This window comes from Bacillus paramycoides (assembly GCF_038971285.1).
Taxonomy (GTDB): domain Bacteria; phylum Bacillota; class Bacilli; order Bacillales; family Bacillaceae_G; genus Bacillus_A.
On the sequence record NZ_CP152427.1, the window covers coordinates 1,953,020 to 1,969,554 of the forward strand.

Consider the following 16,535-nt stretch of genomic DNA (forward strand, 5'->3'; position numbering starts at 1 on the left):
TGGAGCGCTTACACTTGGGAAAAATAAAGAAACTATCAATCCCTAATGATGTTAGAGTAATCGTAATATCTGATATTCATGGAGAATTACCTCTTTTAAAAAAATTACTACAGAAAGTTAACTTTAAAGATGAAGATTATTTAATTATTAATGGTGATCTTTGTGAGAAAGGAAGAGGTAGCGTTGGCGTCGTAAACTATGTGATGGATCTAGTAGTTAGCAAGCCAAATGTTTATGTAGTCGAAGGGAACTGTGAAGTTGTAGTTGAGGCGCTTGTAAATGAAAATCCTGCGCTAATAAATTATTTGTGTACGCGAAAGAATACAATTTTTAATGAATGGCTAGGGAAATTGAAAGTCACCGTTAATGAAGAAAGTAATATTTGTGAAGTGAAAAACATATTGATGGGCCATTTTTCAAAAGAAATAGAATGGTTAACAGAATTGCCAACAGTGATTGAAACAGAAGATTATATCTTTGTACATGCTGGCCTTGAAGATAGAGAAGATTGGAAAGAGACAGAACGAAAAAATGCGATAGCAATGCCTGAGTTTTTCAATAAATCACATAGAGCACATAAATATGTAGTTGTCGGTCATTGGCCTGTTGTAAACTATTCAGACAAAGCACCGTCTAACAATCCAGTTATTGATAAGAAGAAAAAGATTATTGCGATTGACGGAGGAAATGCGATTAAAGAGGCAGGGCAATTAAACGCATTCATCATTCAGAGGGAACCAACAGGAGATATGTTTTCTTATACATATGTAGACAATTTTCCAGAATATGAAGTGATTGCAGATTTTAATGCGAACACAGAAATGCAGGGCGGGGTTACCTATCCGTATTATTACATAGAGCTGATGGAGAAGGGGCAAGAATACACAATATGTAAGCAAAAGGAAACGAATACATTACTTTCGGTGAAAAATGAATACATTAGGCAACTTGAGTCAGGTAAGTACACAGTGAAAACCGATATTTCTTGTGCACAAATAAGTGTAAGGAAAGGGGACATTGTTTCTCTCATTGATGGAAGCTGTTCAGGATTTGATTTAGTTAAAAGAGATGGAATAGAGGGCTGGATAAAGAAAGGTATTTTAGTTGAGATAGAAAAAATGAAAAAGAAAACGTTTAGCTGAAATAGGAGGTATAGAACCTCCTATTTTTTATTACCTTTTTAAATGAGTAGATTGCTTGCTGTCTTTCATAAGTAAGTAAATCGTACTCGGTAAAATGACAAGCGTCATTCCTAAAATAATTGCAAGTATAGCATAACCTCTATATGGAGCAGGAACAATAAATGGAAGCGCGGCTAGGAAAATACCTGCTATTATCATTGAAATACTACAAATATTTGAAGCTCTTTTTTCAAGGTGCTTATCATTCCATTCCAATGAAACCGTTGATTTACTCATATCAATTTTGGAACTGAAATAGCCTATTAATATAAATAAAAGCCCTAATGCTATAAATATGAAATGATCAAGGGGAAGAGTGAAGCCAAGAGCGATGAGAGCCATGACAATATCAACAAAAAATAAAAATAGTAAAATTATGTTGCCAATCCAAAGGAGAAATTTCTGGTTATTCGCTGCTTTAGATAAAGCTAAAAATAAAAAGAATACGAAGGAACATATAATTATATTTACGATAACAAAAGTGCTTTTATCCATTGTTGACGTAGGCGTTCCATTGAAGTCCCATTTCGTAACAATATGTAATGGTAAGAAGAAATAGAGAATAATATTTGTCGTAATAATAGTGAGAAATAAAGCAATACTAAATCGATTATTCATTGAATCACCAGCTTTCTACATGAATAATTGGTATCTTATAACAAAATTATACAATACAATAAATGATATCTGTTTTGATTTTTCAGAAAAAATATTATAATTATATATGAAATAAAGAGGAGTGTAGGAGGAAATTATGCAAAACGTAATAGTAAAAGGGGATAAAGTAACAATTCGTACAATTGAAGAATCAGATATAAAACCATTATGGAATCTCGTATTTAAAGAAGAAAATCCAGAATGGAAAAAATGGGATGCACCGTATTTTCCGTTTTCAATGCAAGAATACTCATCCTATAAGGAGAAGATGCAAACTCGTTTAAAAGAAGAACCTCTATCCAATTTAATTATAGAACATAACGGTCAAGTTATAGGGACGGTCGGGTTTTATTGGGAATATAAACCGACGCGTTGGTTAGAGATGGGGCTTGTTATTTATAATCCGAATTACTGGAATGGTGGTTATGGTACAGAAGCGTTAACGTTATATCGGGATTTACTATTTGAAAAGATGGAAATTGGTAGAGTAGGAATCACGACTTGGTCTGGCAATGAACGAATGATGAAAGTAGCGAAGAAAATAGGAATGACTTTAGAAGGTAGAATGCGTAAATGCCGTTATTATAACGGAACGTACTATGATTCTATTCGAATGGGAATGATTCGTGAAGAATGGGAAGCACTATATGTAACGAAGGGGTGAGTAAGTATGTACGCTATTATTGCTACATTTGATCGTGTGTTTACTAACAAAATTATAGAATTGCAAAATGAAATAACAAATATCATTGGCACAAATCAATTAGCAGGAGTAGAACCTCATATTACGTTAGCTGATTATAATGAGTTAGATGTTCATTTGTATAAGGAGAAATTAGGGGAATTTGTAGCTGTTCAAGAAAATATGGCTGAGATAACTTTTCCTTCTGTTGGAACTTTTCCTACAAACGGGACAATCTTTCTAGCACCGACTATTACCGATGAATTGTTAAAACTTCATCATTTTTATCATGATTATTTTAAAACTTTTCATGATAATTTAAATTCATATTATGTACCAGGAAAATGGGTTCCGCATTGCACCATTGCAAATAAGTTAGATGTAAATCAGTTTTTAAGTGTAATGGAATATATCTATCAAAAATTTGATTATGCAACAGCCTCAATTGAGAAAATAAAATTAATTAAGGTAAATTATGAAAATGGTTCTGCTATTTCTTCTCGTATATTAGCAGAATATAAGTTAAAGAGAATGGAGACAACGAGATGACATATGTAATTAGAGAAATGAAGCAAGAAGATATTCACGCTGTACAATCAGTAGCGAAAATAGCTTGGCATGATACATACGAAGGCATTATTCCGAGAGAGATTCAAGACAGTTTTTTAGACGAGGCTTATTCTGATGAAAAAATGAAATATCGTCTTGAAAATACACATTTATTTGTTGCGGAAGAAGAAGGAGAAGTAATTGGCTTTGCGAATTTCTCACCTGTTAGACTACAAAACGAAGCGGAATTAGGAGCAATTTATTTGTTGCCAGATCAGCAAGGGAAAGGGATAGGAAGTGCTTTATTACAAAAAGGGCTAACGGTATTAAAAGGAATTCGGAAACTATACATTCATGTAGAAGCAGCGAATGAAAAAGGAAAACGGTTTTATGAAGCGAAAGGTTTTGCACAATTAGAGGAATTTGAAGAAGATTTTGAAGGACATATGATGCAGACAGTAAGAATGGTTTTATACATATAAGGAGGACTAGAAGTGAAGATTTTTGATTTTAATGAAAGAGTAGGAAAGCAAATCACAGCATTTCAATCTAATTTCATAACGTCGAAAATATTAAATCTTCAAGGGAATATACATATCGGTGCTATGCATTTAAAAGAGAATGGAATAATTGGATATCACGAAGCAGTTGTATCGCAACTGCTTCTTATTGTGGACGGCGAAGGATATGTATGTGGGGAAAATAAAGAAAAAGTAAAGGTAGAAGCGGGACAAGCTGTGTTTTGGGAGAAGGGCGAATTTCATGAAACGAGTACGGAAAAGGGATTGATGGCAATTGTGATTGAGTCGGAGGAACTTGAGAAAGGAATTTTAATGAAAGAAGTAGGAAAGTTTGATGATTAAGGTGTGTAAGGAGGGGGTTAATATGCGTAAAGTTACACAAATAGTATTATGCGCCACAGCAGTATTATTCATCACACTAGCTATGATAAATGGAGAAACGTGGAAAGATAAAATTGTTATCTCGCTAGCTGTTCTAATATTTACTGGATTTTCTCTAGTATGGAACACATTTGTTATAAATCTTATGGAGAAGTTCAATAGAAAGAGGATTAAATAAATGCGACCTTTCAAGCAAATGAGAACGATATATTTAATAACAGTGCCTATTATTGCATTACTCTCATTATTTTTTCCGCAGTCAGTAGGAGATCGTATACTTACTTTCTTTTTTTTACTTGTTTTTGGCGGATTAGCAATTGGATTTAGCTATTTATTGGACTTTATTGAAAAAACAAAAGATAAAAGGGAATGACAATGACAATGAAGCTTTTATAAGTGGGAACAGTAGTAAGGCCCAAAGGTATTGATTTGTAAAATTTGAGAAGATGGATAAGGAGTAGTAGGATGATAAAAATTGCAAGAATCGTAATGATTATAGCAATTTTAATAGTAATCATTGCAGGACTAATAGCTCCCTTTTCGTTAAAAGAAAAGGGAGTACATACACTAGGTATGGTCGTTTATGGTGCAATTGGGTTAGGTGGAATTACTTTATTAGATTATATTATTAAAAAGCAAAGAAAAGAGTAATAAATAAAAATTTTATCAATCAGAAAAGTAGTTGGTGGTCTATTTGTAAAGTTAAAAAACAAGGGGAATAAGAGAATGTTAGTACCGTCAAAAATTATCGGGTTTATAGCAATGGCTATTGCTAGTATATTCTTCCCTTTCGATGTAAAAGGGAAAATTATTTCTTTTACTTTTATACTGGTATTGGGTGCAATGTCTCTTGGGACTACAAACTTAGTAGAATACATAACTAATAAATTTAGAGAGAATAGAAATAATTAGTTGGTTTAAGAAAGGAAGGACCTAATTTATTGTAGGTATAATTCTGTTAATTGTTAATGCTGGTGAATGAAAAATTTTCCTTTCAGTGTTAGAAAGAAGTGTGAAGATAATTTGAATATGCGTAAAGGTACAAAAATATTTATATGCACTTGTGGATTAATAATGATGATACTATCAATGGTAGTACAGAACACATGGAAAGATAGAATTATAGTTGCTTTAGTTGCAATTTTATTTACTGTAATTTCTCTAGTGTGGAACTCTGTTGTTATTAATATCATTCAAAAATTTAATAAAAAGATAGATAAGGAACAGTAGGATGATGAAAATCGCGAAAATTGTAATGATTATAGGAGTTGTAATTTCAATCATTGTTGGACTAATAGGACCATATTCAATTAAGGAAAAGGTAATATATACATGTAGTATGGTTTTCTGGGGAGCTATGGGGATCGGAGCTATTACTTTAATGGATTATATTAGCAGAAGGATAAATAAATGAAACTTGGATTAATGAGTATTTCTGATAGAAGGAGAATTAGACGAGCATTTCTTTTCTATAAATTGAAATGAAGAGAAATGGGTATTTATTACATTATTCTAAATGTAGATGAATACAAATTCAGTTAATATGGCTATAAAGGTAGCTTGGACAAAGAAAAAGGAGTAACTAAATGTTAAAACAAGGAAGAATTATAATTGTTATTGGCACATTAGTAACACTCATCGCGAGTTTTATGGTGCCAGCAGACAATAAAACAAGATTAATAAATGTACTTGTAGTATTTTTATTCGGTGTAATTGCTGTGGGTTCTTCAGTTCTTTTTGAACGAATTTATAAAAAGATACATAAAAAGTGAAATAAATGAAACTTTTGTCGATTTGAGCAGTAGTGAAACTAGAGGGATTAAAACAATTTTGATGATTATTGGTAGAATGGTCGAATCGGCACATAAATGTAATTTTGATTTGTAGACAGCCAAACTAGCAATAGAAGTTACGGTTAATAAGTAAGAAGTTGAATGAAATCTTTTCTTATATTAGATTTCACTCTAGTTATAGGAGACCATGGGTTATGTCATAGGCGATATCATTAAGTTTGAGGATTAAGAGAGGAGCGTATTAATATGCAACCATTAAAGGCTGGAAAATATATTACATATGTTGCAGTTTTGATACTGCTTATATTTTCTATGTTATTGCCATATAGCCTACCTAAAAAGATGGCTCTTATTATTTTTGTTTTAATTTTAGGAGCTATTTCCTTAGGGGCGAATAAAGTGGTAGGACGAATATATAACAAATTTAAACAATAATAAAGTTTGAAAAAAGATAGGGATAATCCGATATTAATTAGGAAAAGAAACGGGATTATACGTTAGAGATGGTTATGGGATAGGTGGTACCATTAAATTGGAAGATTAAGAGAGGAGCATATTAATATGCAACCATTTAAGGCCGGGAAATATATTACATATGTTGCAATTGCTATATTTCTTGTAGTCGCTATTATGTCTCCTTATGAATTACCTAAAAAGATTGGCTTTATTATAGGTGTTCTTATTTTAGGAGCATGTGCACTTGGGACTAACAAATTTTATGAACGAATGTATAGTAAATTTAAACATAAATAAGATTAATACAATAGGGGAAAATCATCATGATAATAATATCTATTAAGAGCAAATTCGAGATGGGTAACCCATAAAGGTTACGGAGGAGGTTTTTTCTTGAAACCTGAAAACAGGAGTGAGCACACATGTTTAAACAAGGACGTATTTTGATGTATATTTTTACCGTGGTGTTATTTTTTTCTTCATTCTTTTTTCCACAGCCAATGGGAAAAAGGTTTTTAACAGCTATTGCAGCATTAATTATTGGTGGAATAGGTATTGGAACTTCCTATCTATTAGAAATTATGAGTAACAAGTTGAAGAATATATCTAAAAACAATGGAGAATGACGATAAAGTTTTTCCCGATTGGTTCAGTTGTAAAGCTAAAAGATTTAAACCAACCTGTTATGATTATTGGAAGAATGATCATTTCAGCAGATAAACGTGCTTTTGATTATGTAGGAGTTCTTTATCCGGTTGGATATTTAGGTGATGAAAAAGTGTTATGCTTTAATCATGATAAGGTTGTAGATGAAGTACATAGAGGGTATTTGAATGAGAGTGAATTAATTTTACGTGGGAAATTAGTAGAATTATAAAAAAATTGAAAAATACATATAGGTTTTAAAAATACGAAAGGGGAAACAAAATGGGAAAGATAATGAGAACTCTTGTAATCATAGGTATACTTATTCCTCCGGTACTATTGTGGAGTGCACCTGATGTTCCTCTAAATGATAAACTGCTGTTTACAGGTTTACAACTAACTGTAGGATTCACCACAGTAGTAGTGTTAGAGTTTATATTTAAAAATCGAAAAAAGAAGAGAGCAAAATAGAGATAGATTGTATGGAATCACAGCTAAAAATATGTAACATGTATGACTAATAGTTTTAATTGGGAGGTGACCTACTGGTGGCCTCTTTTAACGTTACTCTCATGGTAATGGAGGGTTCATTTTTTCTTTGGAAGAGAGGAGAAAATTTATGCTTAAACAAGGCAAAATTATGATTATTATTGGCACAATGGTACTTACTATTGCGGGGGTGGTTTTCCCATTTAATTTATGGCAGAAACTATTTTTCAGTATTGGTATGATTGGTATTGGGATGTTGGCATATGGAAGTTCAGTATTATTTAATCGTTTAGCTAAAAAAATTACAAATAGAGGTGAATAAACACATAGAAGTTTTTTATCCCGCTTTAACGGGCAGTAAGACCCCCACCTCAAAATTCAGCGAAAGCAAAGAATTTAGGTGGGGGATCAACTGCCCATAAAAGTCCGATTGGTTCAACTAATAATCAGTGGGGGATGAAGAAAACCCCCACTGATTAAAGTTTCACTTTATTGATTGGAAAATGTTAATAATAAATTTTCCATAAGAGTTGGAGAGAGTTTTACTATAATTAGTAAGCAGGGAATAGTCTCTTATGGGTATGGTGGAGGTTGTTCGTTTGAATTTGAGAAAGAAGAGTGATTATAGAATGCGAAAGTTTTCGAAAATAATGATATGTATAGGTGCGTTAATAATGATTATGCTAGGTATGATTGTACATGATACGTGGAAAGATAGAATCTATTTTTCTTTAGCAGTACTGTTTGTTACTGCACTTTCTTTATTATGGAATATAGTTGTTCAAAATCTTATGGGAAAAATCAGTAAAAAAAAGGAGAATAAGTGAAACTTTTACCGATTGGAACAGTTGTTAAAAAAGAGAATATAGAACACCTAATTATGATAATTGGAAGCTAGATAAAAAATAAAATAAGCCATCCGTTTGGACAGCTCATATACATAATTATCGTTATTGGAAGTGAGAATTATTTGATAAAGTAACCCCAATAACTTATTACTACAAGTATTAAAGATAATATTGTATAAACAATAGACCCTATTAAAATAGGATTTACATTTAATTCGAATTTTTCTTCCGCTACTTTAATACCCAAACTAGCTTGAGCTTGAAGGCGAACACTGTTGCTAGAAAATCCGCCTTTACTGCTAAAGTAATATGTAATAATAACAAAACATATTCCAGCGAAGAGAGTTAAGTCAATAAAGCTCCATTTTAATATCTTAGATAATTTATATACAATTCCAGCTTCAATCATTATAGTTACAAGTAATCCTAATCCTTTTTTCATGTAATCAATCCTTTTGTATTCTCTAATTATTTCGAAATTCATCACTTATAATCATTTTATCATGTGATAAGAAGAAAAAACGAGGGGTTTTTATTGTATATTGTGTTCATACTCAATTTACATAACCTCTCATTATTGGTAGCAAGCACAAGGGGAAATCCTATCCTCAAAAGGAATCTGCCTTTTTCTTTTTATATAATTCTATGAAACTTTTTATGTATTCCTATCCTAGTGTAGGTTTTACGGTTCTCGTTTCTTACTGAATTAGCCAAAAAACTGTATGAAATCTTGCCGGCTCTTAACGTGGCTTTTTCCAAAGTGAAGGTGATGTGTGCTCCTCAGCAGTTTAATCTTGTAGGAAATGTAATGATGTTACTTCGTAATTGCATTATTCGCTGTACATTATCTAGTGTGGCAAGCTTACTAGGTAAGTTGTTATCATATAGTCATTTGCAAAAATATATTTCATTTTTAGTACCTAGTTGAATATTTGAAACAGTTTCAAATCGTTCTAAAACAATTTGACTTACTAGAGAGTTTCAGTGGCTTATAGGCGGAAAGAAGTGCCTCATAGTTAGTGAATACAAACTCTTCCTTTAGGTAAGCGAATACTTGTTCATGATCCTTCTTTGTTAATTTTCTCATCATAATGAATCCGCCTCTTTTTTAATTTTCTAAATATTACAACTTAAGTTTTTTGCAATCAATATAAAATTTTATGTTTAGTTCACAAACTTTCGGAAAAACTAGGAAAGATATGACAAAGGAGGTTATGAACGGTGGATCATCCAATTCAAGGGTTAATGAAAGCAGCAATGGAAAATTTAAAAGAAATGGTCGATGTAAACACGATTGTTGGAGAGCCTGTTCAAACGGCTGACGGTGGTGTGGTGTTAACGGTTTCTAAAGTAGCGTTCGGGTTTGGAGCAGGAGGTTCTGATTTCCAAACGAATGATGGACAAAGAGCGAACGGTAACCCTGCATTTGGTGGCGGTAGCGCGGGTGGTGTTTCTATTACACCAGTAGCATTTCTTGTAGTGAATAAAGATGGAGTAAATATTCTTCATTTACAAAATGCAACACATTTAGCAGAAAAAATGATTGAATTAGCTCCACAAACAATTGATAAGATTCAATCGATGTTCCAAAAAGATGAAAAGAAAGAGGGAAATCATCATCCTCAAAACCCAGATGAAATCCTTTAAAAACGCCTGCTTACGAGCAGGCGTTTTTTCTTGTAATCACTATGTAATAAAACACATGAAATTGTAAATAGTTTTTGAAGTTTTTTCTATGTTTCTAAAATTTTTCATGTTAAAATATGCTATAGAATTGAAACATATAAAACGAAGGTGGCTAGGTGCTTTGTCTGGAGGATCTGACCAAGTAAAGAATATGATATATATTAATGGTAATCGTCGAGGTCATTGTTTTATTACATCAGGAATTACGTTTAAAGAGTTTGCAAGTAACATCCCTTCACCGCTTCATCAAGTGTTGCTTTTAAAGCATAATTTTGAATGGACAGATTTTCATTATCATACTTTATTTGAATATGTTGAGGAAGAAAATATACATAAGTTAATTCAAGCAGAGATTGATGAATTTGATGAATTTTGTTGGGTAGATTTTGATGATGCAAGCGATTTAGATGAACTAGAGCCAAAAGAAATTGCAGAGCTTTTATATTTGGCTCACAAAAAAGAACCACTTGCAAGAACATTCTTTCCGCTATTGAAAAATAGATTTGTTTATTTTTCACATGATGACGGATGGTACAACAAAGTGTATTATCGTAGAATTGCTGACTTTGTAGGGATGCTAAGTAAAGTTATTCCTTATAAGCTTGGTGCTTTCGGTAAGAAGCGTTTTTCTTTCTTCCAAAAATCAAAGATTTTCCCAGCAATTTCAAAAGAAGTGATCATGGGGCTTATTCCATTAATGGAAGATGGTCTTTATATCGATCTAGCAGGGAAAATTGAGTCAAGAAGAGGTCTTGAAATTCCGGTATATGTAGTGGGTTCGTTTGAAAGTACGGATGAGGTGCTAGATAATATTGATGAATTGAAAGAAGAAGCAACAGAGACTGGTTGGCTTATTTTTGATAAGAAAGAACAAGAGTGGCAATGGGTTGTGGACTAAGAAAACTTGGCGCATGCAGTCAAGTTTTCTTGTCATTTGAAAGGAGTACAAATGAAGAAATATTATACAATTGTGGGTATTATAAGTATTATTCTCGTGGCAATATTACTTATAACTTGTCCGAAAGAATCAGATTTTAAATTGTATCTGGAAGATAAGTATGCATTGAAATGTGACGAGAGTAGTTTTGAATGCACACAAAATGTAGATGGCAAAAAAGAAAAACTAAAATTTGAAAGTACAGATGCACGAAATGGTGTATTCTTTATGACTGTAAAGCAAACATTTAAAACTGAAGCTGGTGTTACGAAAGAATATAGCGGAGTAGGAATGTTTGGTACATTTCTTTTTGTTTCAGAGAAGACTTTCTAGTAATAGAAGGTCTTTTTCTTATGCTTATGTTCATATAGATGAAGTAAGACAAGCATAGGAGGGGTATTGATGAAGAACACATGTATTGTTTGCGGCGGTGAGGAGTTTTTCTCTTCTACATTATATGCACGTACGAAACAAGACTGGGCATATGCGCCAAATATGTACCGTTTTGAAAAGGTGTTTATTGAGCATAGGGATGAAGAAAATTATCCAGTGTTTCAAGAAATTACAGCGAAACATTGCTGTGGATGCGGTCATATTATGTTGTATCACGAATGAACACACCAAGTTTAACTTGGTGTGTTTTTTTAAAACGCTGACAAAGCAAGCGGATAAAGTAAAGTAAATAAAACAGAAAAACTACCAAAACCAATTGCTGTATATCCAAGTGTTCTTGCTCCAAAATTGACAGCTAATAAGCCAACTAAAATTGCAAGAGAACCGAGTGTAACTGGATAAAATGCAATGGAGAAAAGCGAAAGAAATAAAGCGACATAACCTATCATTGCACCGGTATTTGTACCTTCTATTTCATTTGCAATTTCTTTACGCTTATGTCTAATTGGTATGCCAGCTGGTGATATTTCAGCTGCATACTCTTCGTTTTTTTCACCACTTTTAAAATGATGATTTCTCTTTCTTCGCATGTACATCCCTCTCTTTCAATTGGGTGTACCTATAGTATCTTTCATAAAGAGAAGAACATGAGTATGAGTTAAACCCAAGTAAAGCAAAAATTGGAGAATAAAGATCCCATCGTTAGCATGTACATCTCCTAATGAAGATAAACAGGAATTTTGGAAAATGATGTAGAATGAAATGAGTGATAAACCGTGAAGGTAGGGGAATGCATGACGAAATTTAATTGGCATGAATCAGCAGAGAAGAAATGGGATAGTAGTGCAGAATTTTGGAATCAAAATAGTCAGGAGATGTGGGATAGCGGGAGTAGGAGTACGATTATTCCATTTTTCGAACGATACGTGAAGAAAGAAGCCAAGGTGCTTGACGTTGGTTGTGGAGATGGATACGGTACATATAAATTAAGTCGCGCAGGCTATAAAGCAGTTGGAGTGGATTTATCAGAAGTGATGATTCAAAAAGGGAAGGAGCGCGGAGAAGGACCGAATTTATCCTTTATAAAAGGGGATCTTTCTTCCTTACCGTTCGAAAATGAACAATTTGAATCAATTATGGCAATTAATTCTTTAGAATGGACCGAGGAGCCATTACAAGCATTAAATGAGATAAAGCGCGTTTTAAAAAGCGATGGGTATGCATGTATTGCAATTTTAGGACCGACAGCAAAGCCGCGAGAGAACAGTTATCCTCGTTTATACGGCAAAGACGTTGTTTGTAATACGATGATGCCTTGGGAATTTGAACAGTTAGCAAAAGAACAAGGTTTTGAAGTTGTAGATGGAATCGGTGTATATAAGCGCGGAGTAAATGAGAAGATGTTAGGTCAACTCCCTACAGAGTTACAACAATCGTTAACATTCTTATGGGTATTTATGTTAAAAAACGTATAAAGAACTGAAAGAATTTTTAGGAGGTAAATAAGTGCAGAAAATACAAAAAACTGATACAATATCATCAGAACCAATTAAAGGGGGACTAGGGTATATGACAACTACTACAACAGTTAAATCCGACATTGAAATCGCACAAGAAGCAAGTATGAAGAAGATTCAAGAAATTGCAGCTGAATTAAATATTTTAGAAGATGAATTAGAGCCATACGGGCATTATAAAGGTAAGTTATCTCTTGATATTTTTAAGCGCTTACAGAATGAGAAAGACGGTAAAGTTGTTTTAGTAACAGCGATTAACCCAACTCCGGCTGGAGAAGGTAAATCAACAGTAACAGTTGGTTTAGGTCAAGCTTTTAATAAAATTGGTAAGAAAACAGTAATTGCACTTCGCGAACCATCTCTTGGACCAACGATGGGACTAAAAGGCGGAGCAGCAGGCGGTGGTTTTTCACAGGTTGTACCTATGGAAGACATTAACCTTCACTTTACTGGAGATATCCATGCGATCACAACTGCTAATAACGCGTTAGCGGCGTTTATTGATAATCATATCCAACAAGGAAACACACTTGGAATTGATACGCGTAAAATCGTTTGGAAACGATGTGTTGACTTAAATGATCGTGCCTTACGTAACGTAGTAATTGGTCTTGGTGGACCCGTTCAAGGTGTACCACGTGAAGATGGTTTCGATATTACAGTAGCATCTGAAATTATGGCCGTATTCTGCCTTGCAACAGATATTCAAGATTTAAAAGCGCGTCTATCTCGCATCGTAGTTGCTTATAACTTTGCAAATCAGCCTGTAACGGTTAAAGATTTAGGTGTAGAAGGTGCGTTAACGTTATTATTAAAAGACGCATTAAAACCAAACTTAGTGCAAACGTTAGAAAATACACCAGCTATCATTCACGGTGGGCCATTTGCGAATATCGCTCACGGTTGTAACAGTGTTATCGCTACAACAATGGCAGCAAAATTAGGTGATTATGTTATTACGGAAGCTGGATTCGGTGCTGATTTAGGTGCAGAGAAGTTTTTAGATATTAAAGCTCGTGCAGCTGGCATTAAACCAGAAGCGGTTGTTATTGTTGCGACTATTCGTGCGCTTAAAATGCATGGTGGCGTAGCAAAAGATCAATTAAAAGAAGAAAATGTAGACGCATTAGCAAAAGGTATGGAAAACTTACAGAAGCATGTTGAAACAATTCAAAGCTTCGGTGTACCTTTCGTAATTGCAATTAATAAATTTATTACAGATACAGATGCAGAAGTTGCATACTTACAAGAGTGGTGCAATGAGCGTGGCTATGCAGTATCCTTAACGGAAGTTTGGGAGAAAGGTGGCCAAGGCGGAGTTGACCTTGCTGAAAAAGTATTAAAAGAAATCGAAAAAGGTGAGAACAACTACGCACCACTTTATGAATTAGAATTATCATTAGAAGAAAAAATCCGTACAATTGCTCAAAAAGTGTACGGTGCAAAAGACATTGAATTTGCTCCGAAAGCACGTAAGCAATTAGCTCAATATGAAGGAGAAGGATGGAGTAACCTACCAATTTGTATGGCGAAAACACAATATTCTCTTTCTGACGATGCAACGAAATTAGGTCGTCCATCTGACTTTATCGTTACAATTCGTGAGCTAAAACCATCTATCGGTGCAGGGTTTATCGTTGCGTTAACAGGAACAATGTTAACAATGCCAGGCCTTCCAAAACAGCCAGCAGCACTACAAATGGATGTAAATGAAGATGGAAAAGCAGTAGGTTTATTCTAAAAGGTTGTAATTCATCTCGTTTATCTGTAAACTATATATACATCAAGTGGCGCCTTTCCATCGAAAGGCGCCTGTTTTTTGGAGGAAATTATGTTTGATCCAACTGCTTTTGATAATTTAAAAGTAATCGTAGAAGGTGCTGTTTATGATTTTGATTTACATGGAGATATTCTTGTAACAGATCGAAAAGATATGATTGACCTTGCTTCATTAAGTCGTATATATCATATTTCATTTCAATTAACAGAACCATTCGAACCGTTAGTAGAAGCAACATTCTCACTATCTGTAGATGCAAAGAACTTGTCTGGTGAAATATTAGAAGTACCACAATTTACACCAGGTTGTGAAATGAAATTAGCATTTTCATTCCCGATAGAAAAACCAGAAGTAATGTGCGAAGAAATTGAAACTTTCATGCATTCTATATGGGGAAAAGAAAGAATGATTACGCAAAAACTTTCATACGAATATAATAAGCAAGCGATTTCATATCATAATAAGGTAGAGGTTCTATTTCAAAAAGCGATTACAGAAGACCATGTTGATGATTTAATAGCTGTTATTTCACACATGATAGAAACGGTGCGAACAATACAACATTTTCTTCAAAAATAGAGATAAAGGAGAAAAACAAATGATAAAAGATATGCAACCATTTTTACAACAAGCTTGGGAGAAGGCTGGTTTTAAAGAGTTAACTGAAATTCAAAAACAAGCGATTCCAACTATTTTAGAAGGACAAGACGTTATAGCTGAATCTCCAACTGGAACAGGAAAAACATTAGCGTACTTATTACCCCTTTTACATAAAATTAATCCTGAAATAAAACAGCCACAAGTTGTTGTTCTAGCGCCAACACGTGAGCTTGTCATGCAAATTCACGAAGAGGTTCAAAAGTTTACAGCAGGAACTGAAATTTCAGGTGCATCTTTAATTGGTGGTGCAGATATTAAGCGCCAAGTTGAAAAATTAAAGAAACATCCGAGAGTAATTGTCGGTTCACCAGGCCGTATTTTAGAATTAATTCGTATGAAGAAGCTAAAGATGCATGAAGTGAAAACAATTGTATTTGATGAGTTTGATCAAATTGTAAAACAAAAGATGATGGGCGCTGTACAAGATGTAATTAAATCTACAATGCGCGATCGTCAATTAGTATTCTTCTCGGCAACAATGACAAAAGCTGCAGAGGACGCAGCACGTGATTTAGCAGTTGAACCACAATTAGTACGTGTAACTCGCGCTGAGTCAAAAAGCTTAGTTGAACATACGTATATCATCTGTGAGCGACGCGAAAAAAATGATTACGTAAGAAGAATTATGCATATGGGTGATGTAAAAGCAGTTGCTTTCTTAAATGACCCATTCCGTTTAGATGAAATTACAGAGAAGTTGAAATTCCGTAAAATGAAAGCAGCAGCTCTTCATGCAGAAGCAAGTAAGCAAGAACGTGAAGCAACGATGCGTGCATTCCGCGGCGGCAAATTAGAAATATTACTTGCTACTGATATTGCGGCACGCGGTATTGATATTGATGATTTAACACACGTAATTCACTTAGAATTACCAGACACAGTAGACCAATATATCCACCGTTCAGGACGTACTGGACGTATGGGTAAAGAAGGAACTGTTGTATCTCTTGTAACTCCACAAGAAGAGCGTAAATTACTGCAATTTGCGAAAAAACTAGGTATCGTATTTACGAAGCAAGAAATGTTCAAAGGATCGTTTGTAGAAACGAAACCGAAAGCACCAAAGAAAAAGAAACCAGCATTTACTGGGAAGAAGAAGCCTAGATAATGTGAAACTTTAATCAGTGGGGATTCCCCACTGATTATTAGCCTTTAGCAATCGGACGTTTACGGGTAGTTAATCTCCTACCTAACTTCTTTGCTCTAGCCGAATTTTGAGGTGGGAGTCTTACTGCCCATAAATAGCGGGATAAATAATAAGGAAGACGTAACTAATTGTAGTTACGTCTTTTTTGTTTGAGTTAATATGCTCATTTTAGGTAACTAAATATTTCTTTTTAAAAATATAAAAAGCTTATTC

General features: G+C 33.9%; 30 protein-coding genes and 1 pseudogene. 27 read left to right on the plus strand and 4 right to left on the minus strand.

Annotation, left to right across the window (positions count from 1 at the left end; genetic code table 11):
* Positions 1-14: 14 nt before the first annotated feature.
* Positions 15-1,142 (plus strand): metallophosphoesterase, encoded by a 1,128-nt coding sequence (locus AAG068_RS10120; protein ID WP_342719167.1) that lies wholly within the window; start codon positions 15-17, stop codon positions 1,140-1,142.
* Between the two features lie 30 nt (positions 1,143-1,172).
* Here AAG068_RS10120 and AAG068_RS10125 read toward each other — a convergent pair whose 3' ends face one another.
* Positions 1,173-1,799: a DUF1648 domain-containing protein gene (locus AAG068_RS10125; protein ID WP_342719168.1), complete on the minus strand. Its 627-nt coding sequence runs from the start codon at positions 1,797-1,799 to the stop codon at positions 1,173-1,175.
* 136 nt (positions 1,800-1,935) lie between these two features.
* Between AAG068_RS10125 and AAG068_RS10130 the strand changes: the two genes are divergently transcribed.
* The 18 genes from AAG068_RS10130 to AAG068_RS10215 all read left to right on the plus strand — a co-directional run bounded on the left by AAG068_RS10130 (position 1,936) and on the right by AAG068_RS10215 (position 8,181).
* Positions 1,936-2,502 carry a GNAT family N-acetyltransferase gene (locus tag AAG068_RS10130; RefSeq protein ID WP_342719169.1) on the plus strand — a complete coding sequence of 189 codons (567 nt, stop codon included), beginning with the start codon at positions 1,936-1,938 and terminating at the stop codon, positions 2,500-2,502.
* A gap of 6 nt (positions 2,503-2,508) precedes the next feature.
* A complete protein-coding gene (locus AAG068_RS10135) occupies positions 2,509-3,069 on the plus strand; it encodes a 2'-5' RNA ligase family protein (RefSeq protein ID WP_342719170.1) in 561 nt (186 codons plus the stop codon).
* Positions 3,066-3,551, plus strand: coding sequence for a GNAT family N-acetyltransferase (locus AAG068_RS10140; protein WP_000222822.1), 486 nt, complete (start codon positions 3,066-3,068; stop codon positions 3,549-3,551). The genes AAG068_RS10135 and AAG068_RS10140 overlap by 4 nt, the downstream gene beginning before the upstream one ends.
* A gap of 12 nt (positions 3,552-3,563) precedes the next feature.
* Entirely contained in the window at positions 3,564-3,932 is a 369-nt protein-coding gene (locus tag AAG068_RS10145; RefSeq protein WP_342719171.1) for a cupin, read from the plus strand.
* A 22-nt stretch (positions 3,933-3,954) separates the two neighbouring features.
* Positions 3,955-4,149 (plus strand): hypothetical protein, encoded by a 195-nt coding sequence (locus AAG068_RS10150; RefSeq protein ID WP_342719172.1) that lies wholly within the window; start codon positions 3,955-3,957, stop codon positions 4,147-4,149.
* Positions 4,150-4,344: a hypothetical protein gene (locus AAG068_RS10155; protein WP_342719173.1), complete on the plus strand. Its 195-nt coding sequence runs from the start codon at positions 4,150-4,152 to the stop codon at positions 4,342-4,344.
* Between the two features lie 92 nt (positions 4,345-4,436).
* A complete protein-coding gene (locus tag AAG068_RS10160; protein WP_342719174.1) occupies positions 4,437-4,622 on the plus strand; it encodes a hypothetical protein in 186 nt (61 codons plus the stop codon).
* 75 nt (positions 4,623-4,697) lie between these two features.
* Positions 4,698-4,883 carry a hypothetical protein gene (locus tag AAG068_RS10165; RefSeq protein ID WP_342719175.1) on the plus strand — a complete coding sequence of 62 codons (186 nt, stop codon included), beginning with the start codon at positions 4,698-4,700 and terminating at the stop codon, positions 4,881-4,883.
* 162 nt (positions 4,884-5,045) lie between these two features.
* A complete protein-coding gene (locus AAG068_RS10170) occupies positions 5,046-5,201 on the plus strand; it encodes a hypothetical protein (protein WP_226791560.1) in 156 nt (51 codons plus the stop codon).
* 4 nt (positions 5,202-5,205) lie between these two features.
* Positions 5,206-5,385: a hypothetical protein gene (locus tag AAG068_RS10175; RefSeq protein ID WP_428845989.1), complete on the plus strand. Its 180-nt coding sequence runs from the start codon at positions 5,206-5,208 to the stop codon at positions 5,383-5,385.
* Between the two features lie 172 nt (positions 5,386-5,557).
* Positions 5,558-5,743: a hypothetical protein gene (locus AAG068_RS10180; protein ID WP_342719177.1), complete on the plus strand. Its 186-nt coding sequence runs from the start codon at positions 5,558-5,560 to the stop codon at positions 5,741-5,743.
* Between the two features lie 267 nt (positions 5,744-6,010).
* Positions 6,011-6,199: a hypothetical protein gene (locus AAG068_RS10185; RefSeq protein WP_342719178.1), complete on the plus strand. Its 189-nt coding sequence runs from the start codon at positions 6,011-6,013 to the stop codon at positions 6,197-6,199.
* 126 nt (positions 6,200-6,325) lie between these two features.
* Positions 6,326-6,517 carry a hypothetical protein gene (locus AAG068_RS10190; RefSeq protein WP_097949695.1) on the plus strand — a complete coding sequence of 64 codons (192 nt, stop codon included), beginning with the start codon at positions 6,326-6,328 and terminating at the stop codon, positions 6,515-6,517.
* 125 nt (positions 6,518-6,642) lie between these two features.
* Positions 6,643-6,846 (plus strand): hypothetical protein, encoded by a 204-nt coding sequence (locus AAG068_RS10195; RefSeq protein WP_342719179.1) that lies wholly within the window; start codon positions 6,643-6,645, stop codon positions 6,844-6,846.
* Between the two features lie 2 nt (positions 6,847-6,848).
* On the plus strand, positions 6,849-7,097 hold the full coding sequence (locus AAG068_RS10200) for a DUF4176 domain-containing protein (protein ID WP_342719736.1): 249 nt from the start codon (positions 6,849-6,851) through the stop codon (positions 7,095-7,097).
* Between the two features lie 50 nt (positions 7,098-7,147).
* The gene (locus AAG068_RS10205; protein ID WP_342719180.1) at positions 7,148-7,336 is read left to right on the plus strand and encodes a hypothetical protein; all 189 of its coding nucleotides are present in this window, start codon (positions 7,148-7,150) and stop codon (positions 7,334-7,336) included.
* Between the two features lie 148 nt (positions 7,337-7,484).
* A complete protein-coding gene (locus AAG068_RS10210) occupies positions 7,485-7,676 on the plus strand; it encodes a hypothetical protein (protein WP_342719181.1) in 192 nt (63 codons plus the stop codon).
* 352 nt (positions 7,677-8,028) lie between these two features.
* On the plus strand, positions 8,029-8,181 hold the full coding sequence (locus AAG068_RS10215) for a hypothetical protein (protein ID WP_342719182.1): 153 nt from the start codon (positions 8,029-8,031) through the stop codon (positions 8,179-8,181).
* 139 nt (positions 8,182-8,320) lie between these two features.
* On the opposite strand, the gene AAG068_RS10220 is transcribed toward AAG068_RS10215, so the two are convergent.
* Positions 8,321-8,644 (minus strand): hypothetical protein, encoded by a 324-nt coding sequence (locus AAG068_RS10220; RefSeq protein ID WP_342719183.1) that lies wholly within the window; start codon positions 8,642-8,644, stop codon positions 8,321-8,323.
* 353 nt (positions 8,645-8,997) lie between these two features.
* A pseudogene (locus AAG068_RS10225) lies at positions 8,998-9,292 on the minus strand (GNAT family N-acetyltransferase); the annotation flags it as partial.
* A 131-nt stretch (positions 9,293-9,423) separates the two neighbouring features.
* Here AAG068_RS10225 and ytfJ point away from each other — a divergent pair.
* From ytfJ to AAG068_RS10245, 4 genes are all read left to right on the plus strand, one after another.
* Positions 9,424-9,849 (plus strand): GerW family sporulation protein, encoded by a 426-nt coding sequence (gene ytfJ / locus AAG068_RS10230; RefSeq protein WP_000349987.1) that lies wholly within the window; start codon positions 9,424-9,426, stop codon positions 9,847-9,849.
* A 160-nt stretch (positions 9,850-10,009) separates the two neighbouring features.
* A complete protein-coding gene (locus tag AAG068_RS10235) occupies positions 10,010-10,786 on the plus strand; it encodes an oxalate:formate antiporter (RefSeq protein ID WP_142337482.1) in 777 nt (258 codons plus the stop codon).
* 51 nt (positions 10,787-10,837) lie between these two features.
* The gene (locus AAG068_RS10240; RefSeq protein WP_060630607.1) at positions 10,838-11,158 is read left to right on the plus strand and encodes a hypothetical protein; all 321 of its coding nucleotides are present in this window, start codon (positions 10,838-10,840) and stop codon (positions 11,156-11,158) included.
* 69 nt (positions 11,159-11,227) lie between these two features.
* The gene (locus AAG068_RS10245) at positions 11,228-11,440 is read left to right on the plus strand and encodes a hypothetical protein (RefSeq protein WP_000798747.1); all 213 of its coding nucleotides are present in this window, start codon (positions 11,228-11,230) and stop codon (positions 11,438-11,440) included.
* A gap of 29 nt (positions 11,441-11,469) precedes the next feature.
* Here the strand turns inward: AAG068_RS10245 and AAG068_RS10250 are convergent, their stop codons facing one another.
* Entirely contained in the window at positions 11,470-11,808 is a 339-nt protein-coding gene (locus AAG068_RS10250) for a hypothetical protein (RefSeq protein WP_001253199.1), read from the minus strand.
* Positions 11,809-12,012: 204 nt separating this feature from the next.
* Here AAG068_RS10250 and AAG068_RS10255 point away from each other — a divergent pair, with 204 nt between their 5' ends.
* The 4 genes from AAG068_RS10255 (at position 12,013) to AAG068_RS10270 (ending at position 16,283) form a co-directional block, all read left to right on the plus strand.
* A complete protein-coding gene (locus AAG068_RS10255) occupies positions 12,013-12,693 on the plus strand; it encodes a class I SAM-dependent methyltransferase (protein WP_342719186.1) in 681 nt (226 codons plus the stop codon).
* Between the two features lie 94 nt (positions 12,694-12,787).
* The gene (locus AAG068_RS10260; RefSeq protein ID WP_098069074.1) at positions 12,788-14,476 is read left to right on the plus strand and encodes a formate--tetrahydrofolate ligase; all 1,689 of its coding nucleotides are present in this window, start codon (positions 12,788-12,790) and stop codon (positions 14,474-14,476) included.
* A gap of 90 nt (positions 14,477-14,566) precedes the next feature.
* Positions 14,567-15,094: a hypothetical protein gene (locus AAG068_RS10265; protein ID WP_342719187.1), complete on the plus strand. Its 528-nt coding sequence runs from the start codon at positions 14,567-14,569 to the stop codon at positions 15,092-15,094.
* 19 nt (positions 15,095-15,113) lie between these two features.
* Positions 15,114-16,283 (plus strand): DEAD/DEAH box helicase, encoded by a 1,170-nt coding sequence (locus AAG068_RS10270; RefSeq protein ID WP_088066221.1) that lies wholly within the window; start codon positions 15,114-15,116, stop codon positions 16,281-16,283.
* Positions 16,284-16,535: the final 252 nt, after the last annotated feature.